This is a genomic window from Paraglaciecola sp. G1-13 (assembly GCF_055809255.1).
Genome location: NZ_CM147903.1, coordinates 1,680,950 through 1,707,322, shown reverse-complemented (window position 1 = coordinate 1,707,322; position 26,373 = coordinate 1,680,950). Strand labels below are relative to the sequence as shown.

Annotated in this window: 20 protein-coding genes and 1 CRISPR repeat array; of the genes, 10 read left to right on the top strand and 10 right to left on the bottom strand. The window is 44.0% G+C overall.

Annotation, left to right across the window (positions count from 1 at the left end; translation table 11 throughout):
- Window positions 1-92 precede the first annotated feature (92 nt).
- Window positions 93-1,118: a LacI family DNA-binding transcriptional regulator gene (locus tag AC0L6N_RS07200; protein ID WP_473480142.1), complete on the bottom strand. Its 1,026-nt coding sequence runs from the start codon at window positions 1,116-1,118 to the stop codon at window positions 93-95.
- A 425-nt stretch (window positions 1,119-1,543) separates the two neighbouring features.
- On the opposite strand from AC0L6N_RS07200, the gene AC0L6N_RS07195 reads away from it, so the two are divergent.
- A complete protein-coding gene (locus AC0L6N_RS07195; RefSeq protein ID WP_473480140.1) occupies window positions 1,544-3,814 on the top strand; it encodes a TonB-dependent receptor in 2,271 nt (756 codons plus the stop codon).
- Window positions 3,815-3,909: 95 nt separating this feature from the next.
- Here AC0L6N_RS07195 and AC0L6N_RS07190 read toward each other — a convergent pair whose 3' ends face one another.
- On the bottom strand, window positions 3,910-4,104 hold the full coding sequence (locus AC0L6N_RS07190; RefSeq protein WP_473480138.1) for a hypothetical protein: 195 nt from the start codon (window positions 4,102-4,104) through the stop codon (window positions 3,910-3,912).
- A gap of 424 nt (window positions 4,105-4,528) precedes the next feature.
- Here AC0L6N_RS07190 and AC0L6N_RS07185 point away from each other — a divergent pair, with 424 nt between their 5' ends.
- Both AC0L6N_RS07185 and AC0L6N_RS07180 read left to right on the top strand, forming a co-directional pair.
- Complete coding sequence (locus AC0L6N_RS07185; protein ID WP_473480136.1) at window positions 4,529-4,903, top strand: hypothetical protein; 375 nt, start codon at window positions 4,529-4,531, stop codon at window positions 4,901-4,903.
- A gap of 301 nt (window positions 4,904-5,204) precedes the next feature.
- Window positions 5,205-6,524 carry a YHYH protein gene (locus AC0L6N_RS07180; RefSeq protein WP_473480134.1) on the top strand — a complete coding sequence of 440 codons (1,320 nt, stop codon included), beginning with the start codon at window positions 5,205-5,207 and terminating at the stop codon, window positions 6,522-6,524.
- Between the two features lie 314 nt (window positions 6,525-6,838).
- On the opposite strand, the gene AC0L6N_RS07175 is transcribed toward AC0L6N_RS07180, so the two are convergent.
- Window positions 6,839-7,105 (bottom strand): hypothetical protein, encoded by a 267-nt coding sequence (locus tag AC0L6N_RS07175; RefSeq protein ID WP_473480132.1) that lies wholly within the window; start codon window positions 7,103-7,105, stop codon window positions 6,839-6,841.
- A 165-nt stretch (window positions 7,106-7,270) separates the two neighbouring features.
- Between AC0L6N_RS07175 and AC0L6N_RS07170 the strand changes: the two genes are divergently transcribed.
- From AC0L6N_RS07170 to AC0L6N_RS07140, 7 genes are all read left to right on the top strand, one after another.
- Complete coding sequence (locus AC0L6N_RS07170; protein ID WP_473480131.1) at window positions 7,271-8,431, top strand: Card1-like endonuclease domain-containing protein; 1,161 nt, start codon at window positions 7,271-7,273, stop codon at window positions 8,429-8,431.
- A gap of 405 nt (window positions 8,432-8,836) precedes the next feature.
- On the top strand, window positions 8,837-9,736 hold the full coding sequence (locus tag AC0L6N_RS07165) for a hypothetical protein (protein ID WP_473480129.1): 900 nt from the start codon (window positions 8,837-8,839) through the stop codon (window positions 9,734-9,736).
- Entirely contained in the window at window positions 9,723-12,098 is a 2,376-nt protein-coding gene (locus AC0L6N_RS07160; protein ID WP_473480127.1) for a hypothetical protein, read from the top strand. The genes AC0L6N_RS07165 and AC0L6N_RS07160 overlap by 14 nt, the downstream gene beginning before the upstream one ends.
- 3 nt (window positions 12,099-12,101) lie before the next feature.
- Window positions 12,102-13,835: a hypothetical protein gene (locus tag AC0L6N_RS07155; protein WP_473480125.1), complete on the top strand. Its 1,734-nt coding sequence runs from the start codon at window positions 12,102-12,104 to the stop codon at window positions 13,833-13,835.
- Window positions 13,836-13,837: 2 nt separating this feature from the next.
- Window positions 13,838-15,601 (top strand): RAMP superfamily CRISPR-associated protein, encoded by a 1,764-nt coding sequence (locus AC0L6N_RS07150; RefSeq protein WP_473480124.1) that lies wholly within the window; start codon window positions 13,838-13,840, stop codon window positions 15,599-15,601.
- The gene (locus AC0L6N_RS07145; protein WP_473480122.1) at window positions 15,598-17,112 is read left to right on the top strand and encodes an RAMP superfamily CRISPR-associated protein; all 1,515 of its coding nucleotides are present in this window, start codon (window positions 15,598-15,600) and stop codon (window positions 17,110-17,112) included. The genes AC0L6N_RS07150 and AC0L6N_RS07145 overlap by 4 nt, the downstream gene beginning before the upstream one ends.
- A complete protein-coding gene (locus AC0L6N_RS07140) occupies window positions 17,105-19,210 on the top strand; it encodes a hypothetical protein (RefSeq protein ID WP_473480120.1) in 2,106 nt (701 codons plus the stop codon). The genes AC0L6N_RS07145 and AC0L6N_RS07140 overlap by 8 nt, the downstream gene beginning before the upstream one ends.
- Window positions 19,211-19,337: 127 nt before the next feature.
- A CRISPR array of direct repeats spans window positions 19,338-19,779; the repeat unit is 35 nt; unit sequence GTCTTAATCCCTTATTAAACAGGGTCAGTGCGTAC.
- A gap of 139 nt (window positions 19,780-19,918) precedes the next feature.
- On the opposite strand, the gene cas2 (AC0L6N_RS07135) is transcribed toward AC0L6N_RS07140, so the two are convergent.
- The 7 genes from cas2 (AC0L6N_RS07135) to AC0L6N_RS07105 all read right to left on the bottom strand — a co-directional run bounded on the left by cas2 (AC0L6N_RS07135) (window position 19,919) and on the right by AC0L6N_RS07105 (window position 26,187).
- Entirely contained in the window at window positions 19,919-20,191 is a 273-nt protein-coding gene (gene cas2, locus AC0L6N_RS07135; RefSeq protein ID WP_473480118.1) for a CRISPR-associated endonuclease Cas2, read from the bottom strand.
- A 2-nt stretch (window positions 20,192-20,193) separates the two neighbouring features.
- Window positions 20,194-20,469: a CRISPR-associated endonuclease Cas2 gene (gene cas2, locus AC0L6N_RS07130; RefSeq protein ID WP_473480116.1), complete on the bottom strand. Its 276-nt coding sequence runs from the start codon at window positions 20,467-20,469 to the stop codon at window positions 20,194-20,196.
- Complete coding sequence (cas1, locus tag AC0L6N_RS07125) at window positions 20,466-22,148, bottom strand: CRISPR-associated endonuclease Cas1 (protein WP_473480114.1); 1,683 nt, start codon at window positions 22,146-22,148, stop codon at window positions 20,466-20,468. The genes cas2 (AC0L6N_RS07130) and cas1 overlap by 4 nt, the downstream gene beginning before the upstream one ends.
- Window positions 22,149-22,399: 251 nt before the next feature.
- Complete coding sequence (locus AC0L6N_RS07120; RefSeq protein WP_473480113.1) at window positions 22,400-22,819, bottom strand: hypothetical protein; 420 nt, start codon at window positions 22,817-22,819, stop codon at window positions 22,400-22,402.
- Window positions 22,820-22,822: 3 nt separating this feature from the next.
- Window positions 22,823-23,755: a CRISPR system precrRNA processing endoribonuclease RAMP protein Cas6 gene (cas6, locus tag AC0L6N_RS07115; RefSeq protein WP_473480111.1), complete on the bottom strand. Its 933-nt coding sequence runs from the start codon at window positions 23,753-23,755 to the stop codon at window positions 22,823-22,825.
- Between the two features lie 100 nt (window positions 23,756-23,855).
- Complete coding sequence (locus AC0L6N_RS07110; RefSeq protein WP_473480109.1) at window positions 23,856-24,683, bottom strand: hypothetical protein; 828 nt, start codon at window positions 24,681-24,683, stop codon at window positions 23,856-23,858.
- Window positions 24,684-25,884: 1,201 nt separating this feature from the next.
- The gene (locus AC0L6N_RS07105; protein WP_473480107.1) at window positions 25,885-26,187 is read right to left on the bottom strand and encodes a YkgJ family cysteine cluster protein; all 303 of its coding nucleotides are present in this window, start codon (window positions 26,185-26,187) and stop codon (window positions 25,885-25,887) included.
- Window positions 26,188-26,373: the final 186 nt, after the last annotated feature.

Sequence of the window (26,373 nt, the reverse complement as noted above, 5' to 3'; positions counted from 1 at the left end):
CTACTTTTGAGAGAATGAGTAGAAGTGTAAATTGTAAGTTAACGCAATGCAATCGTTTGCATTCAATAATACATTAAACGTTGAATTGGTATTTACAGGTTATGTTTCGTTGATTGACGCGCCACTAGCGCGATGTCTATCAAAGAAGAGTCGACTTTTCTACCTTCAAACTGCGCAATTAGCTTGTCGACCATCACTTGAGCGGCACGCTGGGTATTTTGTTTAATCGTTGTTAATGAAGGGTACGACAATTCAGCCATCATAATGTCATCAAAACCAACGATAGCAACGTCGCTAGGAATGCCAATGTAACGTTCTTTCAATGCGCGCATTGCGCCTAAGGCAACCATATCGCTACAAGCGACGATGCCGTCGAAAAACAGCCCTTTGGATAAGATAAGTTCACTGATTTTGGCATACGCTGCACTGCTAGTAATGTCACATGCGACGGTGAATGCCCGGTCAAATGTGATCGAGTGCGCTTTAAGTGCATCTTGATACCCCCGGTAACGTCCAGTCATCTCCATATGCTCAGGGTCGCCCAAGAATAAGATATTTTTGCATCCACCAGCAATCAAATGTTGTGTGGCGATCTCGCCGCCTAAATGATTATTACTGCCGACAGCAGGATAATTAGACTCGGTTTTTGGATCGCCCCATACCACCATAGGTACACCAGATTCAGCCACTTCCTTTACTTTTTCATCACTCTTGCCTTGGCCTACAACGATAAGACCATCTGCACGCTGACTGTTAATAAAATAGTTAGCCCAATTGTCTGTGGCCATAAACGAATTAGATAACAATAAGTCATAGCCTCTGGTATTTAAGGCTTGGTTTAGATCGCCCACAATTTTCAATAAAAACGGGTCGCTGATACTCTGTTCAGTGTGATCGATTAGGTTAAGAATAACCGCCACTACTTTGGTTTTTTGGGTGCGTAAACGACTTGCGGCGGCATTGATACTAAAATTGTGTGACGCCGCTAACGCTTGAATGCGTACCCGCGTGTCTTTTTTAATCAAAGGGTTGTCACTCAACGCGCGAGATACTGTAGATGCAGACACCCCAGCCAGACCAGCCAAGTCGTTCAAGGTCAATTTTTTGTTACTTTTCAATCTATTACCCAAATTTATTGATTCATTGCACGCGATTATTGAATTAGCTACTTATACCATTGCCCGTTGAAAAGTGAGCACTCAGCGAGCGTTTAAAAGAAATGCCTCAGCGGCTTTGACTCTGCGTTCTCACTCTTTGAAAGGGAACAACCATTACTGCATAGCGACGCCTTAATCAAAAACCGCTGGACGCATTCTGAGGCGGCACTTATGTATGCGAATTGGTATTATTAGTAAAGCCTGCTAAGTCTAGTGTAATCGTTTTTAAACAAGACTACACCCTCCCCCATCAAGAAGCCTCAAACAAATTCCCTGTGAAATCAACACATTCCATATTAAATGCAAACGATTGCAAAATACCAATTGCAATCGTTTGCATTTATACATATCGTTAACACCACACTAACAACAGGACAGTCAAGCACATGAATTTAACAACACACAAACTGAATTCTCTAGCTCTGAGCATTTCGATGGCACTAATGTTGCCAAGCACGGTATTGGCACAACAAGAAGATGACCAAAGTAACAAAAATGAGAATAACTATATTGAGCAAATCGTGGTCACGGGCAGTGCCAGCGGTACTGCAGTGCGCAAAGTAGAAGCAAGTTACGCCACAACCCTTATCAGCGCGGCTGACATTAAAAAACTTGCCCCTAAAAGCACAGCTGACCTGTTCAAAGCAATCCCTGGCGTTTGGGCCGAGAGCTCAGGTGGGGTGTCTGGTGCTAATGTATTCGTTCGCGGATTTCCTGGCGGCGGCGATGCACCGTTTTTAACCTTACAAGTTCAGGGCGTGCCTATTTTTCCTCCTTCAACACTATCTTTCCTTGAAAATTCGTCGCTGTTTCGCATTGATGAAACCATTGACATCGTTGATGCATTGCGCGGTGGACCAGCCTCTGTAGTATCCAGCGGCCAACCCGGTTTGACCACTAACTTTTTGCTGAAAGAAGGGTCTGATGAAACTGAAGGCTCAATTAAATATTCCACCTCAGACTATGACTTACAACGTGTTGATGCGGTTGTTTCTGGAAAATTAGCGGAAGATCTTTACTTCATGTTCGGTGGTTATGTTCAGCAAAGCCCGGGCATTCGTGATGCTGGCTTTAACTCTGAAAAAGGCAACCAGTTCACCCTTAACATCACTAAAGTGTTGGATAACGGTAAAATCAACTTTTTCACCCGCACCACTGACGATCACGGTGCATGGTACTTACCTACCCCGTTAGTGGATGGCGTTGATAACAGCTACACCCAACTTGGCACACTTAATCGTCAAGCCACGATTCAATATGGACCAGAAGGCACATATGAATCAGTCGATTTTGGTGAAGGACGTGGTTTCAAGGGCACGGTAACAGGGGGAAGTGTAAACCTAGAGTTTGGTGAAGGATGGACATTTGTTGATCGCTTCGCGCATTTATCTGGTGATGCCGATACCCTCGGCTTAGTCCCTAATGGCAATCCAACACTGTTATCGAGCGTGGCTGATAATGGTGTATCAGCCACCGGCGCCGTAACAGGTGACGTATATGACGGCGATACGTTAGTCCAGCAAATTGGTCGCTGGGTGGTCCGTAAAGATATCGAATCTTTTACCAATGATGTGGCTGTCACGAAACAAACGGATAAATATAAAGCGTCTTTAGGATTATATGTTGCCAACTTTTCATCAGATGATTGGTGGAGCATCGGCAATCAGTCATATCATGTTATTCGCCCCGGTGGTGAGAATCTGACGGGTATCGATTGTAACGATAACCAAGACAGTTGCGACTGGAACTACGATTTAAATGCCACCGGTGATGGCACAACCAAAGCGATTTACGCCGCTTTTGAATATAAGTTAACGGATACCCTTACCGCTGATGTTGGGGTGCGTGATGAAAACCACACCATTGATTACACCGTAGATGAAGGCCTAGACGGCATGATTACCAAAGCGGTTCAATATGATGAATCTGACGTGGCATTTACCGCTGGGGTGAATTGGCAGTTCCAACGTGAACAAGGTGTTTTTCTGCGTTATAGCGAAGGCAGCAAAATGCCTTACTTTGATGACCTACGAGAAAATTTTGATAGCTTCTCATCAGGTGAAGACTTGATCACAGACGTGACCCAAATAGAACTAGGTTATAAATTAGCTGAAGCGAACTACACCGTTTATGCCACAGGCTTTTACAACGAAGTGCAGGGTGACCGCTTTCAAGCAGTACCGGGTGCTCCAGTCCAAACACTGACTAACGAAGCTTACGGTGTTGAAATAGACGCCAATTACTTTGCAGACAACGGTTTTTCTATCTCGTTGAATTCGACTATTCAAGAAACTGAAATTACTGAAAGCCCCACTAACAAAGGTAATGAAGCACAGCGTCAACCAGGTTGGCAGGTACGCTTGACGCCAAGCTATGACTTTGAGTTTGAAGACTTCTTTGCCACCTTATATGGCACCATTTCTATGGTCGATGATAGATTTGCCAATAATGAAAACACGGTCGTTTTAGACGGATATGAAAAATATGACGTCGGTCTGATAGTGCAAGGTGACTCTGGATTAACCTTCGAGTTAGCGGTGCAAAATATCACTGATGAAGATGCATTAACAGAAGGTGACCCACGTAATCCTAGCGCGCCCAATGGTCGTTACATTTTACCCAGAACGGCAACCTTCAGCGTCAGTTACGCATTTTAATTACAGCTTATGAACCCCAAAAGCGCGTTATGCCTATTCCCTGCGTTATATACATAGCGCGCTTTTGTCACTGCTTTCTCTTTGTAAATGCTGGTTTATAAAGTGCTGGCTATAAAGCGCCAGTTGTAGGTTATAGCGTCAAAAGCGTAAATAACTTGTGCTACACCTTCAACCGTCGTGGCCCAATTACTTAACGCAGCGCGAATAATAGGCTTGCCCTGCCACGCCCCACGGGTTAACAGTACCTGACTTGAGGCATTCACTTTCACCCTGTATTTATCACTTGTCATGCCAACCACGTCTAGGCTTGGCGTAAACAGCACAACAGTTAATTCGCAGGGCTTTAATAGCTGATATTTATCTGTAGGGTGCAGCTACATCGGAAATTCGCGAAAACGACGAGAGTTTTCGATGCCCATCGACATACAAGACACCGTATTTTAAGGGGTGGCTTAATACGGCGCACTCACCTCACAGCTCTGTTTTAATAAATCCATATCTTGCCTATATGTTGCGCCCCCCCACACACAAACACACTCACAATCGTAGGGGACGTTTAGCCATTTATGGCAATCAAGGGCAATGCTGTCGGTGCGCTCTATGCCTCGGGGTTTTCGGCTTCTCTATTCACTAAGCGCTCAAAAATACCAGACGCCGCATCAACGTATAACCAAGTTTGATGTATCTTGCACAGGCCCGTGAATTGGTCGGCGCGTGACGGCAGAGGTACCGATAAGTGTATTCGTCAACATTAAGAGGGAACCCTGGGCGGTTAATCAGCCTATACAGCTAGTGCTGGCGTGTAACATTGGCAAAGGATATAACGCCACGCGTAAAATCAAGGTGAGTAGCGCCCTTAGGCTGAACAGTGACGAATACATCGCATTTTTACATGCGCAGTTACCAACAAAAGCTGATGCGTACGCCCCCAGCGGCGGCTTAGTACTGTGGCTAACACTGCCTGAGATAGATACCCAAACACTTGCGGACGAACTTAGCGAAAAAAGCGTGTATGTAAAAGCAGGGGGCTCAGTTCTCAAGCTCTCAATCTCTCGCTTTTATCATGACAGTCTGCGTATGAACGCGTAATAACATAACGAGTGTAATACCTCCCTATTTAAATCCCGTCACACATTTGCACTAGTTCTGCACACTTCAAGGCAATATTCACGGGTTATACACTAAGGCTTGCTTGGCAAATGCGTTATTATACGCGTAGCGAATGTCGACCCTCTGAAGACTTAAATAAGCAATCAATGCGATTGATTCACGCATATAGATGTTTAGTCTAAACGACGTTTGATTTAAGCGACGTTTGCTCTATCCAAACATGGTTAATCTCTACTCATATCAATCGAGTTTAATACAACCACATTACACAAGGTGCCCTATGACCCGCTGTCATACATTAACACGCAGTAATATATGCTCATTATCCGCTAACAAAACACGAATGATTAATACACTTAGCGCAGCGCTTATTGCGCTCGTCGCCCCTCTTGCAATCACCGCCTGCAGCGATGAAAAACCATCGACTCAAAAGTCGATTGCGGTGCAAAGTACAACAACCGATGCATCCCAAGTGAATATCAATCTGTTTAGTCTTAATGCATTGGCCAAGCAGCCAGAAATCGTAGCGTGCACATTAGAAAATGGCGATGACGCCCAATGTGCAAAATTAGTGGTGAAATACCTGCCAGATGAGATGGAAATAGGCCCATTTTGCCCTAAGACCCTCGACGATAAAGGCGGCATTTGGGACTGGGACGGCTCAAAGGCAGGCTTATATCGTTTAGATAAAGACTTTCTCAGCATGCTAAACGAGCAAGGCTACACTTTTTATGATGACGATGGCACGGTGCATATTGTGGATAATGCCACCGCCAAGCCCTCTGTCGACCACGCATGTATTCAGGTATCAAAAGACCAAGACGTTAAAATCACTTTATTGATACCGACCTCGCCCGTCATGGCTGAAACAGCATCTCGTTTAGGCGTCGTATCTAAAGTGGGTATTGCTCTGGCTGGCGTGCCGATTTTCTCAGACGCCCCCAGTGTGCAGCGCACAGGCCATTTACCCGCGTTAGATACCTGTGCAGGCCATGTTGACCCCGGTGGTTGGTATCATTATCACGGCACGTCCAGCGATATTGATAGTGTGTACGCACATGAGCATGTGGAGGCTAAGTGCACTAACTTGACCCAAGATCCAGCTGCGCTTTTCGGTTATGCCTTTGATGGCGTGCCCATTTATGGCAGTGTCGATGCCGATAATGTTATGCCGACAGACTTAGACCAATGCAATGGCCACACAGGCTTGATTGGCGACAGTGGTATCAGCGCTTATCATTACCATTCAACCAATACATTTCCAAATTTACCTAAATGCTTAAAAGGCGTGGTGGCTAAAAACAATTTCTCAACTACCGCCCAAGCAGGCGTTGGCGCCCATCCACCAGCAGGGACTAAAATCACCCGTAACGAGCCCCCTGGTGGCGGTCGCCCCCAAAATATGGGTAGAGACGGTAATATGGCACCCCCGGGATTTGATAAAGCAGCGGAAAAACTTGGCGTGACGCAAGCGCAGTTGATGCAAGCCATGAACGATGCAGGCGGCCCCCAAGCTGATTTGGCCAAAGTAGCCAAAGCCCTGAACGTAAGTGAGGCAAAATTAAAGGCCGCCTTACCCGAGCGGCCAAACCAGCTATAATGGCATGTAATCCTTCGATGGCCAGTAAACCTGACATAATCTACTCCCCCGTCCTAGAACTGGCTAAGTAGTCTGATAGATCTGCAGAGGAAATGACAACAGAGGGCTTTCCTTAACACTCGGCCGCCGAAGTGTGCAGTTTTTGCGCTTGATATACAGCCCGCTCTTTCAAGCTAAAACATGTACGCACCGGCCAGCGCTGAAACATCAATAAAGGCTTAATCATGTCAGGAACAGACGAATTACTCTCGTAGTTTACATTTTAGACATTTTGGTGATTGCAGCAAAAATTTGCAGGCTAACGTTCCCCTCTTTTAAGCGCGGCACATCTGTGTGCCCATGATCATGGCGTTCAAGTAACGCACGCTCCTAAAGCAAAATATTTTCATACATACCAGCGATGATAAGCGTTTAATGAAACGCGGAGGTTCAGCTAAGGCCTTTGGAAAATTCACCGCTACCGTCACATTACTTTGTCTATCGATATATCGAGGACCGAAAATAAACACAATGGCAAGACCAAGCGCAGCGATGCTTAACAGCGTCAAAAGACTCGTTTTGAAGAATTTACCCAATCTCATAAATAACCCACATTCCCTATTAAAATAAAGCTACATTGATGAATAAGCTCGATTTTCAATCAATAGCAAGTTAATTACCCGACAAAAAAGCAAAGGATATTGCAATTAAATTCGATTAAACGTTAATATTAATTATTGAAGTTTATTCACATTTGGACGTGAATCATGATGTCTCAATCTCAAGTAACCCACGTGTGCCTGTTCGATGAACAAGCAATTTCCACGCTTAGCCCTATTGTTGACCCAGCGATCCCCAGTCGTGAAGTGGTCATTGCTGCTTACGATGATTATCAGCCACAATGTGAACAGATCATTAAGCTGGCAAAAAGCCGTGGCGCACAAGCTCAGTTTTGGCCTCTGCCACATACATCAAACACCCTCGAGCTTAAAAAATCGTTTAGGCTATTGTTTGAGCATGCATTATCTGAATCAAATGCTGTTTGGTTCAACGCCAGTAACGGTGAACGCTTCTATGTTCTTGTTGCAGTAGATGTAGCCAAAAGCCTTAATATACCGATTTACGTTGTTGAACCCAAAAGTGATTGTTTACACTGGATCGACCCTGATAACCAAGAACCTGTTCCTATCCAAGACAAGTTGAAACTTCACGAGTATTTTGCTTTACACAACGCACGTTTGACTCGGCAACAAAACAAGCAGGGAATTGCTCTCAACAAAAGACAACTTGGTGCCCAGTGGGCGGCACAATGTAAAAGTCTGAGTCACGCATTAGCCAGTTTAAATTACTTAGCTTTCTCAGCGAATAGTGAAAGTCTAACAAGCGACCCGTTACCTAAAAAACTACTCGCGGACGTCAATCTAACGAATATGTTAGCTGATTTATCAGATAACAATATGCTCACCGTAACACCCGACAACCGGTTGCATTTTACCGATGCCAGCGCAAAATTTTTCTGCAGTGGAGGGTGGTTAGAAGAGTATGTATACGGTTTATTGGTAGGTTTACGAAAAGAAATTCCTACCATACAAAACGATGCACACAGCGCAGAAATAGAACGCTTAGTGAATGGAAAAATTGTAAAAAATGAGCTCGACGTAGTCGCTCTGGTGAACAACAAACTCCATATTATTGAATGTAAAACGAATCGCACGAAAAATGGTTCAGATACGAATACCTTGTATAAACTTGACTCCTTGAGCGAGGTTTTAGGGGGTATAGAAGGACGTGCAGCATTAGTGACATTCGATAAGATAACGCCTGCAGCAGGAGCCCGCGCAGTAGAATTAAACATCAGTGTTTTCGGCCCTAACCAATTAGGCAATTTACGCGATCATTTAGCAATTTGGTTAAAGGCCAGTGGGTAAGCTTGCGCCATGTTTTTGCGCTTAGATTTAGCTAACTGAAGCAAACGTGACTTTCGTGAAAACTCTATCGACCATAAAAGTAGGATTTTCACTAATCATTAAAAATTAACACATTGAATTTATTGGAAAATATTTTAATTTTTCGTCTTATAAAAAAACAATACACGCCTCATCAAGGACGACGACGCACCCAATGTTTTACCATCCATTTATTCAAACAGAACCGCGCCATATAAACCCAATTGTTAGTCAATACGGCCAAGAACCCGTTGGCCATTCACTAATTGCGCCTGTGCCAGCGAACCTCGCTTTGATAGCGATTACCCTCAAAAAAGTAGCAACGGCATCTACCCTAGTCGTTTTATCGACTCTTGCTCGCATCATTTACTCTGGAGAATCTAACTCGTGACACCTACCGTATTAGACCGAGAGCACATAACGCTCTTGTGCCCCCAAAACGACTTAGAAGCAGTGAGTATTATTGCAATTGCCGAAAGGTTAGGCATTGATGTCATAAAAGGCCCGAAAAATTGGGGGGCAACACTCGATGACGCTATTGACCCGTTAATGACCGCGTCACTCAAAGCTAATCTAATTGTCATCGAAATGCCAGGTGCGCGAGCCACTGACGCACTGCAAGCACGTGGTATAAACGTTATTCATATTGACCATCATGTTTACAACAAGCATGGAGATTTAAGCCATGCACAAAGCTCGATCGAACAGTTTGCTACGTTAATTGGTTACACACTATCTTATGATGAACAATTAATTGCCATTAATGACCGTGACTTTATACCTGGTTTAGCCGCTCATGGGTGCTCTCACCAAAGGATGCTGCAAATTCGTGAACAAGAAGCCCATGTAAGAGGGGTTGAAACCGTTCGCAAAGACGCAATTCAGTGGCTAAATGAGCAACGCCGTCGCACCGAACACTTTTCTACCTTTGAAGTCCCTGAGCGTTTCGTTCAAGTTTTTGCCGAGGTCGCACAACTCCCCAGCGAACATGACTACCTATTAAGCCAACGTACTCATTCTACCTTGATATTACCCAATATTTTTGTAGTTTACGGCTCACCAGATGACCCCATTCAAATCGAAGTGTGCTGCAGCGCGGCTTATGCCTCCTTTTTCAAATCATTATCACAACGCCCCTACAACGCGTTAGCAACATGGTTTGGTGGGGGTAACAACAACAAATTCTTTGGAGCAAGTCCCCATAGCGATAACGCCACACCAGAACTTATCTCACTGCTTACAACAATCAGGCAATATATTGAGGAATTAAACAATGAGCATCGTTAATCGCCCTCTTGTCTTAAAGGATTTAACCCTTAGCATCGCATTGACGCCTGATGACTATAAAGAGCAAAAAGACAACATCCTGAAAAATTCGAAGAACACAGGTCAAAGTACCTTGCTTTTGTATATCACCGGGGCGAGCGAAATAGTGAAAGCTCAAGTCACGAAGGCATTTTATCATACTGGCAACACCACTTACCAAAACCGTTTAGCCCAAGCACAACTCACCGGGTTTGATCCTGCATTAACGAACCAAATTGAATATGCACGAGATGAAAATTCTTCAAAGCGACATGATTTAACCTTAGAAGATAACTTAACCAACCTTTTTGATACGGTTCTCCAAGAAGGTAGGCCGGTAGCCAAGTTTAGAAGTTTGTTGAACTTCAATTTTTCACACAAGAAAGAGCTAAATGGTACGGTTGACCCTATTTCCTATCGTAATATTCCAAATGAATTTCGCTACCTAATTGACAAAAAAGAGACAATAACCACGAGCAATGCTTCATTTAAGCCTAAAGACGAATCAGTAATAGAAAAATTAAAAAACCGAAGAGAACAAATTTACCGATACTTTTACCCTCGCTTTCGAGAGTCTGTCTTCACCTCTAAAGAAGAGTTTGCAACAGAGCCTAAAGATAAAAAAACCAAACGTATACGCGAATATCGCTATCCGGTTTATGCCCCACCAAGCCAATCAAGTTCAGAGTCACAAGAGACACAACAACGGTTCCTTTTTAGCCTTTACACTAAAAATATAGTGACAGATTCAATTGACCTTAGGCGCCCCGCTGATGTTGTATCCCACACCTATGAAAATAGCCAAAACGCTAAGGCCCAACACAATGAGTGTATCGTGGCCGAAATTGCCAGTTTACGCCTATTAAATTTATACGAAAATCACCTACTTACAATTGAATATAAGCCTGCCATCGAGGATGAAGCCCTTAGCTTAATGCCAGAACTCTCTTCATCACCAGAAGATGATGGCGTATACCTAGGCTGGTGGCGTGTATTATTCAATGCTTTTGATGCAAATAAACCGATGGCTCGACAGTATTTGTTTGAAGTACAGACGTGTCGCTGGTTAGCCTTTAACAATTTAGCCCGCAATCTATACCCATCATTTATAGAACAAAGCGACGAAAACAAAATAGCGTGGTCAGCGCTGTACCAAGAAACCCAGCAAGCTAACAATGCGTCATCCACCATCACACCGATTTTGCTTGTTGACCATACCTGCACCGAACGTACTAACGAATGGGTGCAAAGGAATAAAATTAACGATGGGATCGTCGATTCTCAGTTTCCTGAATTTAAAATTAAAGCCACCCCTATCGTCACTACCCTGGCCAGCTACTTTTTTAGCTCAGCTCACCAAGCAGGGTCAGCGACCAGAGCAAAAGAAAGAATTGAACAACATAAACCGTTAGATCCCCGCATGCATATTATGTCTAACATCGGTCTCCTGGGGGACTATCCCAAAAGTCATGGGGGCATGATAACTAATAAAAACACATTCGATCTAGCCAAATACATCGATAAATTTGACGACCGTGTAGGCCCGTTTATCACTATGTATAACCCAGACTTTATGCAAGAGATAGCCACAAGCCAAGACTACCTGCGCTGGAAAGACATCACATACCTCGCCTCATTTAACGAATTTGCCAGCGTCAACGTGTCATACGGATGGTTCGCGAACAATGTTATGTACTGGCACTGGACTGAAATGTACGCCTATCTCAGTAACTATTGTTTATTGGTCATTAACGTACTGCACAAAACAGCTGAAGAAATCCAGCAAAACACCAAAAAACTTCTCGATGATGAAGAGGAACACCTCGATAGATCTGACAAACGTCACCAACTGGCACCGGGTGAAGAATTCAGGCGACAGCGCCAAGACTTCATCGAGCTAATGAACCGCTTTTGGTTTACCTCTGCCAGCGCAGAGCAACAACCAACAGAGATTTTTAACAAATTAAAACAATCATTGGGGTTACAAAATGCCTTTGATGAAGTCAGAGAAAAAATCGATTGGGCAGATGAATTTATGGAATCACGTCGTGAAAAATACGCCCAAGACTACTCCAAAAGATTAACCTTAATAGCCTTAGGGTTCGCGGGGATCACGCTATTTTTAGACCTAAATTGGAATTTCTGGACAGAACTTCCCAAACTATTTCAGGCCACTAACCTTTGCCTATCAAACGGCGAAATAGCCTGTGGCTTTAACCCCATGGTGGCAAATTTTCTCTTTAAACTCGGGATATTCTTCTGCATAGGCTTTGGGGTATACAAATATATTAAACCGAGCGCGAAAAAAATTGGAAAACAAAAACTGGCAAATAGAAAGGAATAAATAATGCCTCACTACCTTATTAAAGCGGAAGCCGTCAATCTTGACGCAACATTCTCAGAGTCTGACAACATCAGCATGTTTCGTGGAGCCAGCTTGACCTTAAGAGATGCCGTAAAACAACTCTACATAAATTTTGATTGCTTAGAAAAAGTCAGTATTGGCGCGTCTATTGGCTTATTTAGCGTTGAAAACTGTACAGATATCACCCAACTCGTAAGCAAGATCAAGGCGTTTATCAACGAACATTACCGCGCTTACACCTTTGTGGTTAACGCAGTTGAAGTTGATAAAAGCAGAATATCCCTGCCAAATAGCAACTGCGAAGAAAATATTGCGCTTTTTGGCGTAGCAAAAGAAGCATTGATCACCGCCGGACGTCGCGCACAATTACAGCAGTCGACCATAGCTTATGCCCCCGTCAGCGCTTTAAATAGCGCAGAGCCCGTATGCGAACTCACCCACATCCTTGTCGCTGACACCACCCTGTCTTGGCAGAACAAAGTCAATCGCCCGGTAAACAATGAGGCCAAGAAGCGCTTCATGTACGGCAAAGAAAACAAGCAGCAATTCTATCGCAGTGAATTAGGTGAATTTACCCATAGTGACACAGGGCAAAAACTCGCCCCCCCAGCCATTCAGTTCACCGACAATCTTGAAGCACTCAGTGAAAATGGCCCAAATAACCAACTTAGTAACAAACTGGCTTATATCTACTTAGACGGCAACAAGTTTTCAAAACTACAGCAACTGGCGGTGCACAGTATTGATGAACAAATCCTGTTCGATATCACCATGCAAAGAAAGCGCGCACAGTTGCTTCACGACTTATTACACTGGGCATCTCAAAAGCAAGATTTCAAAACACAAAATACTGACGGCAGCGAAAGCTTGCGTCTAGAAACGCTGCTTTGGGGCGGCGACGAAATGTTATTGGTCGTGCCAGCTTGGCTAGGGTTTGAAACTCTTGGCAAAATATTCGAATTAACCCAAGGTTGGCAATACAGCTTCCAAAAAAACGATACCTCCATCACCTTTCCGCTGACCCACGCTGCTGGGCTGGTGTTTTGCAAAAAAGGCACCCCGGTATACCGCATGCGCAAACTAGCGCAAGAATTGGCTGATAATAAAAAGCATCTCGCCGTGAAATTAGATGAACATCTTCACACTCTAACCTCACAAGATAGCACTTCGCCAGAACAGAACACGTTACCCCATGGCCTTTACAATACCTTTGATTTCCTAGTACTAGAAAGTGTCGACTATGCAAATGAAGACTTAGCCCCTCACTTCGAAAAACGCTATAGCATCTTAGGTCAATATCGTAATGTGACCTTTTGCGAAGCGTTGAGCTTATCTTCGCTCGATAAGGCTAAACATAAACTTAAACTCTTATCTAAAAGCCAAGTATACGCACTAGCAAAGGCGGCACTTTCAAGGGAAAGAGAGGAAGAAGAGGAAAAAAAGGAACAAGACCTGATAAAAGAGTCACAGCCGTTTACCAAACAAAAGGCGCGTTTCTGCGACATTAACGGTTTCACAGACGATCAATATAACGCATTGTTGGCGACTTTTTCTTCCTTACTTATTGGCAATATAACACCTCTGGTTGGTGACAATATAACACCTCCGGTTGGTGACAATAACAGCAAAAATATCCTGTATGGTCCAGAACGATTGCTTTGGGTGTTACTTACTGAAATTTGGGAATATCTATTGGCGGGTGAGGACGAAGAATAATCATGATACAACATCACATAACGTTACATTTCACCCTTCAAGGCCCAATATTAACCCAAGGTGTCGGCGGCCTTAGCCATGGGTTAGACAGCGCAGTACTACGCGACCATAAAGGCGATCCAGTATTACCTGGTACGCTCATTAAAGGGAATTTACGCCACGGCATCCAAGAGTTACAACATATCTCTGAAAACCAGTTTGTTGACGCGACTTGGTTAACCGAGTGGTTTGGTGAAGCATCAGCAGATGCAACACACAACGCCCCTCAGCGAGGCCGTCTTGTCTTCGATCATCATTGGGAAACCAACCACGTAGCTAACGTTTCTGGTCAAATCAATCGGATAAAAATCAATGAACAAGGCACGGTTGAAAAAGGCTCACTGGCTTTTATTGAGTCTCCTTTTTTACCCGGTGAACATATAACCTTTAAAGGCAATATCACCGTCAATGCCAGCCAACAAGAAGTTGACGCCCTCACTAATGTGCTCAATAAAGCCGCCCAATATCTTTTTGCCATCGGTGGCTTAAAATCAATTGGCTTTGGTAAAGTGGTAAAGGTAGATATCACTACTGGTGCTATTAGCGCTAGCAAGGTTAAAGTAAAAGCCTCACAACGGGTTGACTATAGACTCAAGTTTGATCGACCAGTGTGCTTCCCTGCAAAGAGCAGTGTGGGTAACCGCTTTGAATCCCAGCAGTTCGCCAGCGGTGCTGTTGTCAAAGGGGTTATCGCACAGTTAGTAAAACCCAAAACGCTATTAGCTGAGTACCTAGATGTCATTAATTTCAGTTTTTTATACCCATACAAAAATGAAGGCAGAACACCACCATTACCGCTATCTAAAGCAGTGAACAAGCTAGGGGGCAAAGTTGATACCGCGCAGCATGCCTGCTTCGACTCAGCCAACGCCAACCTTGAAACCCCCTCCATGGTCTGGGCCAGCGACTGGAAAAACGAAGCAGAAGACGTCTACGGATGCACCCCGCTGCCTACCACATTAATGGTCCGCACGGGTATTGAACAGTATAGCGAGTATGCCCCTCACCTTAGGGGCAGCGCCCAAGAGAGCAACTTGTTTTCATTAGAATGTGTGCTGCACAAAACGGGTACAACAAAAAAGGGCCCACCGATTGAGTGGGGCGGAGAAATTAGCTTAACCCGCGTCCCAAAAGACAAAAAAGAATGCGTAGCCAAAGAGCTGATAGATATTTTCAGTTCCCACTCCATCGGCCCCTTTGGTAAAACGAAAGCCATGGCCACGTTTACCGATGTGAGCAAAGGGGTGCATGAGTATTTCAGGTTTAAAAAAAACGAAGAAAGAGCAGTCATTTTAACGCTGCGCTCCCCAGCAGCTTTACACCCTTACAAAGGCGAAGCGCCCATGCCGTGTGACGATATCACAGCGCATTATCAAGAGGTTTTTAATCTGTTAGCCGACAATAGTTTGCAACTCATCAGCGCCTATGTTGAGCACACCCTTAGCGGGGGGGATTATATGTGGCGCCGATATGGTCAACCAGCCCCCTATCAGCCTCAAATATTAACCGCCCCAGGCAGTGTTTTCATTTTTAAGGTTAATAAATTGCAAGAAGCCCAAAGCGTTATCAATCAGTGGATTAAGAATGGTATACCTTCGCACCCTGAGCAAAACGGCAATGACACTACATCAGAAGGAATACAAGAAAACTGGCAGCAAAATCCATATAACCGAGGTAATGGGTACGGTGAAGTCACCGCTGAGTTACGTACAGGAGAGGCCCAATGAATACCTTGTTAATTAAAGCCCAAGCAAATATCGCTATCGTCATCGAGACGCCTCTCAGTATTGGTGATGCAGAAGTACAAGTGACTAACCATAAAGATGAAGGGGCCAGTATTGGTGATGCCGAAGTACAAGCAACTGGCCATAACGATGAAGCTAAAACTAAAGATAAAGCTAAAGATAAATGTTTCGCCAATACTCGCATCCTGCCAAGAGACGGTAAAAACCGCCCTTATATACCGGCAGCCTCAATTAAAGGCGCTTTGCGACAATGGCTGCTCAACGCCGAATTGCCTGAAGACAAAGTAAGCCAATTACTCGGGCACTCTCTTAGTAGCAATAAAACAGAGTTACAAAGCGGCGCGTGCAGAGTCTACCCGGGATTTGCCGCAACAGACGTCGCGACGCAAGTTGTGACACAAAATAGCATTGACGAAATCACCGGGGCCAGCAAAGTCAACCAACTCTTCGAACGCGAATATATTTGCAGCGCTGCTCAACTCAGTTTCGAGCTACGCGCTGAATTTATCGATGGGCAGTTATGGCACGAAATGCTGTCGTTGCTGCACAAGCAAACGCTGCAAATTGGCGCGGGCAGCAAAAATGACTTTGGTCGAATCAAGCTAACCGTATGCACAAACACCGGCATGACCAAACATGATATTAACCATTGGCTATACCAAGAGGCCACATTAGATGACAGCATGCTCGATTTAGGGCGTGCGTTTGTCCCTAAAACAATTGTGAACAAGGGGGTATCAGTTGATTTTACGATCACCTCCCCTGACCCTATCTTAATAGCCGACCCAATTAGACTCGCTGCAATGAAACAAAACGCAGCACACCAAAAGCCAAAAGATCAATACACACAATTAGACAAACACGGTCAACCCACCTTACCGGCTTCAAGTCTGCGCGGCGCTTTGCGCGCCCAATACAGGCGTATAGTGCGCACCTTGCTATTGCAGCACGTGCAAGAAAATCAGCGTATTGAAGATATCGTCGAACAGGTTTGCCAACCTGTGTGGGGAAACCAACAGCACCAAGCCAATTTAAAAATGAATGATGCCACGCACCAAGGACACGCCCGCGCTCACCAACAAACGGCGATTGCCATTGACCGTTTCACTGGCGGCGCTAAACATGGTGCCATGGCTGAACTTGAAGGCGTTATCAGTAATGCCTTTTCATTCACCATTACCCTTAACCCTAAGCTATTGCAGCAAGAATACACCCTGCAACGAAGTATACTGCTGTTTTTATTTCGAGATATGTACGAGCAAGACATCAGCATTGGGGCGCATAAAAGCAAAGGCTTTGGTCGTCTAAACTTTACTCTACAGACGTCGGCCTTACCTCAAGGTAGCGAATTTTCGACCCAAGTAATGAATTATCTACTCGAACTATTGCACCTTGAGCTCACGCAAATCGACGAGTACCTCAATACCCTGCTTGCAAGCGAAACGGAACATACACCCCCAAAAACGCCCGACACGGAGTCAGCACATGTCTGAAGTATATAATCCTTATTATTTTGTCCCTTTCGCTGCCCAAAATCAGGCGAACCACATTGCTGCCAACAAACAAGCCTTAAAAGACAATCAAATAAGCCATGATGCTTATTACAATATGTGTGGTGATATTACCCTTACCCTCACCACTGTCACTGACGCGATTGTGGGCAATCAGCAAATAAACATTGCCAATGCAGGGCCTTTATTGCCAGAGGCACTAGTACATGACAATAAAGATGCCCGCTTTCAACTCCCTTACCTGCGCGATGGCATGCCCGCCATTGCCGGCAACAGCTTACGCGGCATGATAAGCAGCATTACCGAGGTGATAAGCGCATCGCCGCCTAGAGTGCTAGACGATGAAGATTATGTGGTACGGGAAAAAAGCCCTTCGCTAAACTATGCCATGGGGGTACTGTTAAAAGGCACAAGAACAAACGGAACTGGCAAAGAAGAGCGTGAGGGTGAGGAAGCGCCCGAAGGCGCAGAAAAAAGTAAAGCAGAAGACAACAATGACATATGGCTGCACCCTCTAGGTATGCCGTTTGTTAATTGGGACCAAAAAACCCTAAACGACAAGCCAGAGCCCGAAAATTACTTTTTACCCGAAGAATGGCAAGACATTTTCACCTCAGAAAACGGTACTCCCTTGCAACTAAGTGAAATCATGGCAATTCGATTGCCGGGGCCAACGAGTAGAAATAGCATCACCTGTTCAAGGATCAATGCTGTTAGCAGCCATACCCCACTTACGTGCGAACAAGGGGAGTGTAAACCTATTGATAGCCACATCCGTCATGCTCTAAGTGACTTTAAGGTGAACAGCGCTATACCAAAAAACCACGCAGTGCTTCACACTTGCGAAAAAAAAACGGGAAAGACTGACTTAGTCAAGCGCATATTATGTAAAGGCGACTCGAATAGCAGCGCCCAAAAGACCAAATACCTAGTGCGAAGAACGGATAAAAGCCAATATGCGTTCCTAGGCGATGACAAGGGCCGATTCAATGCCAAACGAATACGGCTGGATAACGCCAAGGTACTGCAGCCATACCTTGAAAAGTTTAAAAACGCCCAAGAAGGAAAATATAACAAAAAAGGGCAATTACCTATTGGTGAAATCGTGTTATTTTGCCTAGACGACAACAACCAAATAGTGCTTAAAAAGTCAGCCATGTGGCGAGAGAAACTCCAATATTCGACCCACCAGCTTCTTACGCCAAACGAATTGCCCTATAGCCCTACACGACACACGTTATCCCCTGCTGAGCAGCTGTTCGGCGCCATTTGCGACAGTAAAGCCGACAAAACCCATTTAAGTGCATTTGCCTCTCGCTTGCGCTTTTATGATGCCATTGCCACCGCGCCGCACCCCCGTTACGGTCTAGAGTATAAAAAAATGCCGCTTCAAGGCAGCCCCATGCCACCCTGCCCAGCAATGTATTTTAGCTACTCGGATGATTCTGGGAGCAACGAGCAATTTAATCAAAATGCCCCCCGCCCTAATGGCGCCAAGCGATACCTCAGGCAACCCGAACCTCAATTACATTTAACAAACATTGACGCAGGTATACCTCACGGCAGCATGGTCAAAGACAACTCTCAAGATAAAAACCAACTGAGGGTGTCACCTTTACCCTCAGGCACTGAACTAACGGCAAAAATCAGCTTTAATAACCTTTCAAAAGACGAGTTGGGCTTATTGCTCAATGCATTAACCCCACTTAACGCACCATACGTACATCAAGTGGGCTTAGGTAAAAACCTTGGCTTTGGCCAAATTAACCTGTCGATAAGCGGCGTTAACCTAATTAACCGGCCTCAACGCTATTCAGCCACTGGCTTGCAAAGCCCCCGCGCCAACACTTTGAACGAGCAAGAGTTTGCACAGCTAATAAACTGCGACAGATTAATTAACCAAACGTCAATGACACAGTTGTGTACACTAAATCAAGATTACTCAGCCCTAGGGCGCAAAATAGAATACCCAACAGATGCTCAGCAAATTTATAAGTGGTTCGCAAAAAATAAAAAACAGCGCCTATTAACCGACCAAGATGGTAACCCAAAACCGTTAACGTTGTTCAAAGCAAGATAGCGCCATACCAGCAGAGTACATAGGGATGAGCTTGCGCTTGCGTTGAATGTGCTTTCAACATGGCCTTAAACTACAAGAATTCCCCCCCAATAAAAAAAGCTCCCTGAGGAGCTTTTTTTATTGCTGTATTTTTAACTCTTATTAAACAGGGTCAGTGCGTACTAGAATGAAGAACTTTAGTGTAGGTCTAGTAGTGTCTTAATCCCTTATTAAACAGGGTCAGTGCGTACACAAAAATGAAGAATTCAGTTTTTAGTATTTTGGTCTTAATCCCTTATTAAACAGGGTCAGTGCGTACGGAAGGAAGAAATATATGAGTACAACAACAAAAGTCTTAATCCCTTATTAAACAGGGTCAGTGCGTACGACAAAAATATGATTATTCACGACACGACAAAAGTCTTAATCCCTTATTAAACAGGGTCAGTGCGTACAACTAAGAGGATAGATAATGAAAAAAATACTGGGTCTTAATCCCTTATTAAACAGGGTCAGTGCGTACAAAAAAAAGGAAGGGCATGTTAAACAATAAAAGTCTTAATCCCTTATTAAACAGGGTCAGTGCGTACCCTACCCGATCTAGGCCATGACTGGCAAGGCTTGTAGCGCATAAATCGGCTAACTGAACAATAACTAAGCACATCCGTTCTATTTTATGCATTTCGTCTTCTTTTTATTAAAAATAATGTTCAAAATCAACATGCTGCCCTAAACCACATGAAATCCTTCATGCCAAAAAACACTGCCATTACCGTCGGCTTTTCGTGCGCCTATGTCTTTACCGCATAACGGGTAATAATGCACACGGTCAGTTTGGGCAATTATGTTATGTATTTTACGTTGAATACTCAGCAATTGCCCATGACTTATCTGACATTCATACACGCTTTCTTGGATCCGTATCCCGTAACCTTGCAACAAGCGATTTACCTTTCGCCGGCGCTTATTGCAGCTGATATCAAAGAGGCACACCACTAACATGGTTACGTTAGATAATATGCTTGGGGGTGGGTCAATTCAGCGCTGCCTTGTACATGCCGTTTTTCAGTGCACCACTTGCAGACTGAATAATAATGTACGGTGTCGTCGCTATTGGCAATTCGCCCTAGGGCATGCCTAAGGGCAGTAAAGTGACTGGGGGTTAAACGACATTCAAACGCACTTAGCTGCACCCGTTCACCGTACCCCTCTAGTAAGCGCCTCACATGGTAACGTCTTTTATCATCGCTAATGTCATAGCATATAAGCCATAGTTTCATCGAATTCGAAATACCTCATAGTGGTCGCTGTCTTGGGTGATACTTTGTTTGAGCAGGCCAATTTGGCGGTCAATGATACGTCGGTAGTCTGTGAGTTCTTGAGATGAGGGATGAATAAGTTGACGGTTAAATTTGTCTTCAAGGGCCCGTAAAAACACACCGAAGCCATCCTTTTTAATGTGACATTGGTCTTGGATGTATTCAAAGTCATGTAAGGTTAACGTTCCTCGATTGACAAGTTTGTACACAGTGGCATCAACAATGGGTGCCCTGAATTCTTCCATTAGATCTAGCACAAGTGAGGGTTGGTCAGCGTTGCCATGATGTAAGTACCCTAACGTGGGATTGATTTTATGCAGTTTAACCAAGGTATGAATATTGTTAAATAACACGCTGTAACCCAGCGACAGCATTACGTTAATGGGGTCTTTTGGGGGTTGGCGATTGCGTTGGGTAAATTGCCATTCGTCAGCGAAAAGCGATTGATACAAAGCGAAGTACTGTTTTGCCACTTGACCTTCGATACCTAAAATAATGTTAGGGCTATTTTCACGTGCCAGTTTATGAGTAAATCGTTTTACTGTTTCACTAAACTGCTGAAGTGCTTCCGTATGGCTTTTATCTTTGCGCTTACGCACGGCACGCTTTAACACCACAAGGCTATTATTAAACTTACCTTTGAGAATATGCTTGGCTATGCGTAGTTGCTTTGGCTCTGACGCTGTGTGCTGCACTTGTTGGCGCAATAAGGTTTCTGAATACGCCCCATAGTTGTCAATAATTCCTTTAAAACTGCCTGATTGATTGGCTAATACAATGGGTATTGATTGTTGCAAGCAGTGGCTCATCACATCATTCGTCATATGTACGCGACCAAAGAGAAGGATGCCGTCTAATGTGCCTGTGGGAATTGAGCTGAGTAAGTGTTGGCCTTTCTTTACTTGTATACGCAGGGCATTTTTAGACAGCACTGCCCCTTGAGTGGTGACATACAGTGTTTTTAACTTTGGTGGTAGCTGTATGTGAGTCTTTGCCACCCTGTGTGAACCCGCAAGAGACCATTGCTCGCGATCAAAAATAATATTACTTAGCGGGGCGTTACTATCTATTTCGGGGCTTTGTACTGTGGTTAGTTCATCAAGGTTGAGCGCCTCATTTTGTTCTAGTGTTTGGGTGATGTCTTGTTGATCTTCTACTTTGGCTTCCACTGGTGTTTGACTTTTGTTGTCCAGCACTAGGTCATTAATAAACGTGTGCCCTAAAAACTCAAAACCGTCGGCAAAGGAACAGATTTGCGTTTTTTCTTCATTGAGCGATAGATTGAGTTGGGCTAACAATGATTGGGTTAGCTCGAGTGCTTGCTGCGCCTGTGCTTTCGTTCGGGTTAATATGACAAAGTCGTCAGCGTAGCGAACCATATTGTACTGTTTAGCCAGTAGTGCTTCGTCCACGCTATCAAGGTATAAATTCGCTATCAGGGGTGACAGTGATGAACCTTGGGGAATACCAAGGCCAACCGCAGCACCAAATTGCAGTGTACCTTGCTCAAGTTGCTGGCTAAATAAACACTCACTGATTAAATTAATCAATGCTTCATCCAATTGATAGCGACGTAGTAGTGACCTAATGGCTGCATGGGGGATTTGATCAAAAAATTGCTGAATGTCGGCATCGACCACCCACTTATACCAATTCCATTAAATAATTGCCCTCTCAGAATTCATCCTGCGGGTTTTGGACAAGGCGACGGTGTACAGTAATGGTTGTTCCCTTTCAAATACCGAGAACGCAGTACAGAACCCGCAGGGGTATTTCCTCCGGACGAATTTTAAAGGGACTTTCTCTGCGTTGCTCGAACTCGAAAGAGAACCACTATTACTTCATTCAAGCGCCTTGATTAAGTCCCTTTAAATTTTCGCTGAGTGGCTAATTATTTAATGGAGTTGGTATTAAAGCCCTCGCCTTGCAACACGGCTATTTTTTCAACCGCCATTTTGTATGAACGGTTGGGCCGATAACCATAGCTGCACTTTTCAAATTCGCTTTCAAAAAACGGTTGCAGCAAAAACATGATTGCGGTGTGTAACACACGATCTTTCACTGTGGGTATTACGAGATTGCGTGGTTTTTTATTGGCTTTACGCAGCGTTACTTTGAGTAAAGCCGCACTTTGAAATTGCGCTTCACTTAATTCGTTTAATAAAACATGTAAGCCCAGGGCTAACTCTTGGCCGTAGTCTTCAATTGTGACGCCATCGGTACCAGCTGTGCCCTTATTCGCCTCCACCTTACGAAAAGCACTTTCCATAAGGTGGTAATTTAATAAGTCGTTGAAGGTAGGAATATGCAAACGCTAGTGCCCCGCCGCAACACTAATATCAAACCCTCCAAAACCGAAGCTTGATTTTTTGCCCACATGAACCCTTTGCCCAGCCAGTAGCCATGCAAGCGGCAAGTCATTGTTTAATGCGTACGACCATGTGCCTGTTATCCCTTTTAAGGCATGTTTTGACTGCATAACCGCTGATGCTCTGGTTTGCCCAAATAGCTTGGTGTCGTTAAACGTCAACGGGAGTTCCTCACTGGGCAAACACCCATGCAACTCGGCGTGCTTACTATCGCCATAGGCAATACACAGCTGTGACAAACGCTGTGCGATTAACCAAAAAAACGTGTTGGCTTCTGGCGCATCATGCAGTTGACGTTTGTTTTTGTGCAGCTCCATGGGGGTTAGCGTATTGATAAATGCAGTGAGTTGAATACCGTTCAACGGGCGATAAGCCGCCAGCTGTTGTTCAATAAAATACCCCAGTGGCATAGGCGCAGGCATGTTAAATTGAGCAGCACCTTGCTGATACACGCGCATTGTTGTAGCTGGCATTTGCAAGTCGATAGAGCGAATAGTAAAAGGCGCTTTCGATTTACCTAACCCCATATTCTGCCACAAAAAAATCGCTGCCAGTACGTCTTGAATATGTTTTGCTGCCCGGCCAAAAAGTTTTAAGCGAAAGGTAAACTCATGCCCTTTGGGGTAATGGGTGAGCGTGTCGGTGGGTGGCACTAAAACAAATGGCTTTATGATGGTGTGCCCGTGGTGATCACGGCAATCGTATAACATTTGCATGATGTCGCTGTCGAGCTCCCCCAGAGCCCAACCAAACCCCCCGTGAAACGTCGCCCCTTTGTACGGCGCTAATGGCATTGCGCTGTTACTTTGGCAGGTCACTATGCATTCAAAATAGGGCAATTGCTGTAATGTGGTTAACAGTGTTGTGATGTGCGCCATCTTACTTCCTTCTGTGCGCGAGATTTGAAATATGCCATAAGCTGGCTAAACATTGATTGCTGGGAGTAAATAGCTTTACGCGAGTAAGTAAGAGCACAAATTAACTCATCCAATCATCGTCGAACGACGTATTATCGAACGTGTCGGTACTGTCGAACGTATCAAACGGGTCACTCATGTCTATGCTCGTGTCTGCACTTGTATCAATACTTGAGCTGTCATCAAAGCTGCTATCAATATGAGTGTCAGTCAATCCAGTGCCTGAGTGTATATCTATAAGATCAATTTCAATGATTGAACTATTCATGTCTGTGCCATAAGCATTCCCCGCAGAATCAACACCGCCCATCATCGGCAAGCCAGTAGCGGGATTTATACTGGGTATATCGTCAAGTTGACTGGGAGGGTATGCATCATCAGAAGCATCATCGTCTGAAAGCAAAGTGTTGGTGTTTGCACTTGCATATAGGACTGCCCCCGCAACAGTAACTGCTGCGCTTGCTTCTACGTCACCCGTCCGCGGCCCGGTTTTTTGAGCGCTGCGCTGGGCGTTAACTGATTTTTGCAGCCGGGTTGAGGCGCTTGATGTGTGACTCTGTGCTGAAAAGGTATTCGCGCCCTCTGAGGTCATGGTTCCAGCTGCCATTAAAAAATAAAACATGGCGCCAATGATGCCAAAAAGCCCCAATAATACCCAACCTTGATAAATACAAAATACACCGATTAAGGCAACTACTATGGCCTTTACCAAAACAAGGAATATCTCTGGAAACGACGATTCACTTACGGTGTATTTTGGTTGAGAGGAAGTATGAGTGGTAGGATCGTCATCCTGGTGGTGCTTGATGTTAGACATCGAACGCACTTTACCTGTAGGGTTAATATCCTGTGTACTTAGCCCGTTATTTTTATCATTGATATCGCTCATAGTCCCATCCTTTGACTGCGTTTTCTTATTTACACGTCATGTGTTGTTTCTGTCTAATGTAATAATAAATATAACGAAGTCAAAATAAATTTAACGATAGAAGCCTTTTGAAATACCTTAATAGCCGAGAACTTTAAGAGCACAAAAAGTATAAAGAAGAGCGTTCGGCACAAACGGAAGCTGAAACAAAAGCAATCAAACCTAGATGTATCCTAGTGAGATTATGAATATATAAAACCAGTACATTTAAAAATGTGTTGCACAATAGAATGATTTCATTAATGTAATTCTATAGTTATAAGGAATGTAATTAATGTATATGTCAGAGAAAGTAGGTGAGTACGTTGTTTTTGTCTTTTTGGTATTGGTATCTTTTTATACTACGCCAAAAGTTCTCTTATATACGAGTAGTGATGAAATATCCAAAGCAGCTTTCTATGGTGCTATTTTTGCCTTTGTGCACTTGAAGCTACAGTTAGGGAACGCTCTTTACAGTAAGCATACAGAGCGTGGCATCTGCCAACCGACAGGCTGGAAAGTCATTGAGTATGGGTTGTTTAGGTGGATATAAACAATGTGTTGTTACCATCAAGATACCTAGTTTAACGCTGGGATTAACGACACCCAATATTCATCACCAACGGTTTATTAAAAGTTTGTGGGAGATTTATTAATTAACATATTGAATATTGCTAAGCGTACCATTAAATGAGTAAATAAATACTCGAGTGAAAATTTCTATAAAAAATATTTTAAAAGTATTCTTTAACCAGAATGCAAAATGCACTTAAGACAGAGCAATAATGACATTATCGAAAAAGCAATTTTACTTTGTACGTTTTTTGACCGACACCGTTAAGCTATTTGGATACTGCGGTGTGATTTTATATTTCATAAATTTGATATTAGATGTGGAAATTAACGAAGACATTCCATTTAAACCTCTTATTATTCTATTCATAGGACTGACTCTTATCGCTATTTCAAAAATAATGATGTGGTTCATTCCAGATCCTAACAAAAGTATAAGCGGTTAGTTTTTAAACCTAATTAGAATATTTTGGTGATTTACTTTTAGCGAGGTCGAAATTTACTGGGTTCAAAACTTAATGATTGAGCTATGCCATGGGCTGTGAGCTACCAAACCGTTTTGGTTTGGCTCTATCAGCAACAGGTATGTTTGAGTCTTGACCAAATGAGCTTAAGTTCGTTCATCGAGACATTCAAAGCCACCCATCTCGAACTCACGGCAAATAAGCGGGCGATTCTCATATATGGTGCACAGCATGGTTTCTCGGTCGACCGCTGCGCACCAGCCGTCTTCTAAACGAAGCATGACTTCCCCGCCCCACTTGTCCTGCGCGATATATTTCTCCGGCACGCCTGTTTCAGTTATCAACATCACCTCAAGGCGGCAGCAATTCGCTCGGCACGTACTGCATGTTATGTCTTCGTTGACCGGTATGTTGGTGACATCGATTGTCGTACTTTGTTCTGATTTCATCTGTTGAGTATAAATATGCCGCTGCTGATAAAGCGAATTTTACACTATTTGCTTTAGTTCAGGCGCCATAAAATGACGACAACATGTCTAAACATTGTTGTATCTGGCCTTGGAGTGCTGCAACTGAACGACATCATTTGCAGTCTGTCTCATTGGGTATTCTTGATAACTAATGACTGTGCTAAC

What these genes read in the sequence shown, in the direction of transcription:
- AC0L6N_RS07195 (WP_473480140.1), top strand. Translation starts at nt 1,544, where the DNA reads ATGAATTTAACAACACACAAACTGAATTCTCTAGCTCTGAGCATTTCG.
- AC0L6N_RS07190 (WP_473480138.1), bottom strand. Translation starts at nt 4,104, where the DNA reads ATGACAAGTGATAAATACAGGGTGAAAGTGAATGCCTCAAGTCAGGTA.
- AC0L6N_RS07180 (WP_473480134.1), top strand. Translation starts at nt 5,205, where the DNA reads ATGACCCGCTGTCATACATTAACACGCAGTAATATATGCTCATTATCC.
- AC0L6N_RS07175 (WP_473480132.1), bottom strand. Translation starts at nt 7,105, where the DNA reads ATGAGATTGGGTAAATTCTTCAAAACGAGTCTTTTGACGCTGTTAAGC.
- AC0L6N_RS07170 (WP_473480131.1), top strand. Translation starts at nt 7,271, where the DNA reads ATGATGTCTCAATCTCAAGTAACCCACGTGTGCCTGTTCGATGAACAA.
- AC0L6N_RS07160 (WP_473480127.1), top strand. Translation starts at nt 9,723, where the DNA reads ATGAGCATCGTTAATCGCCCTCTTGTCTTAAAGGATTTAACCCTTAGC.
- AC0L6N_RS07155 (WP_473480125.1), top strand. Translation starts at nt 12,102, where the DNA reads ATGCCTCACTACCTTATTAAAGCGGAAGCCGTCAATCTTGACGCAACA.
- AC0L6N_RS07150 (WP_473480124.1), top strand. Translation starts at nt 13,838, where the DNA reads ATGATACAACATCACATAACGTTACATTTCACCCTTCAAGGCCCAATA.
- AC0L6N_RS07145 (WP_473480122.1), top strand. Translation starts at nt 15,598, where the DNA reads ATGAATACCTTGTTAATTAAAGCCCAAGCAAATATCGCTATCGTCATC.
- AC0L6N_RS07140 (WP_473480120.1), top strand. Translation starts at nt 17,105, where the DNA reads ATGTCTGAAGTATATAATCCTTATTATTTTGTCCCTTTCGCTGCCCAA.
- cas2 (WP_473480118.1), bottom strand. Translation starts at nt 20,191, where the DNA reads ATGTTAGTGGTGTGCCTCTTTGATATCAGCTGCAATAAGCGCCGGCGA.
- cas2 (WP_473480116.1), bottom strand. Translation starts at nt 20,469, where the DNA reads ATGAAACTATGGCTTATATGCTATGACATTAGCGATGATAAAAGACGT.
- cas6 (WP_473480111.1), bottom strand. Translation starts at nt 23,755, where the DNA reads ATGGCGCACATCACAACACTGTTAACCACATTACAGCAATTGCCCTAT.
- AC0L6N_RS07110 (WP_473480109.1), bottom strand. Translation starts at nt 24,683, where the DNA reads ATGAGCGATATCAATGATAAAAATAACGGGCTAAGTACACAGGATATT.
- AC0L6N_RS07105 (WP_473480107.1), bottom strand. Translation starts at nt 26,187, where the DNA reads ATGAAATCAGAACAAAGTACGACAATCGATGTCACCAACATACCGGTC.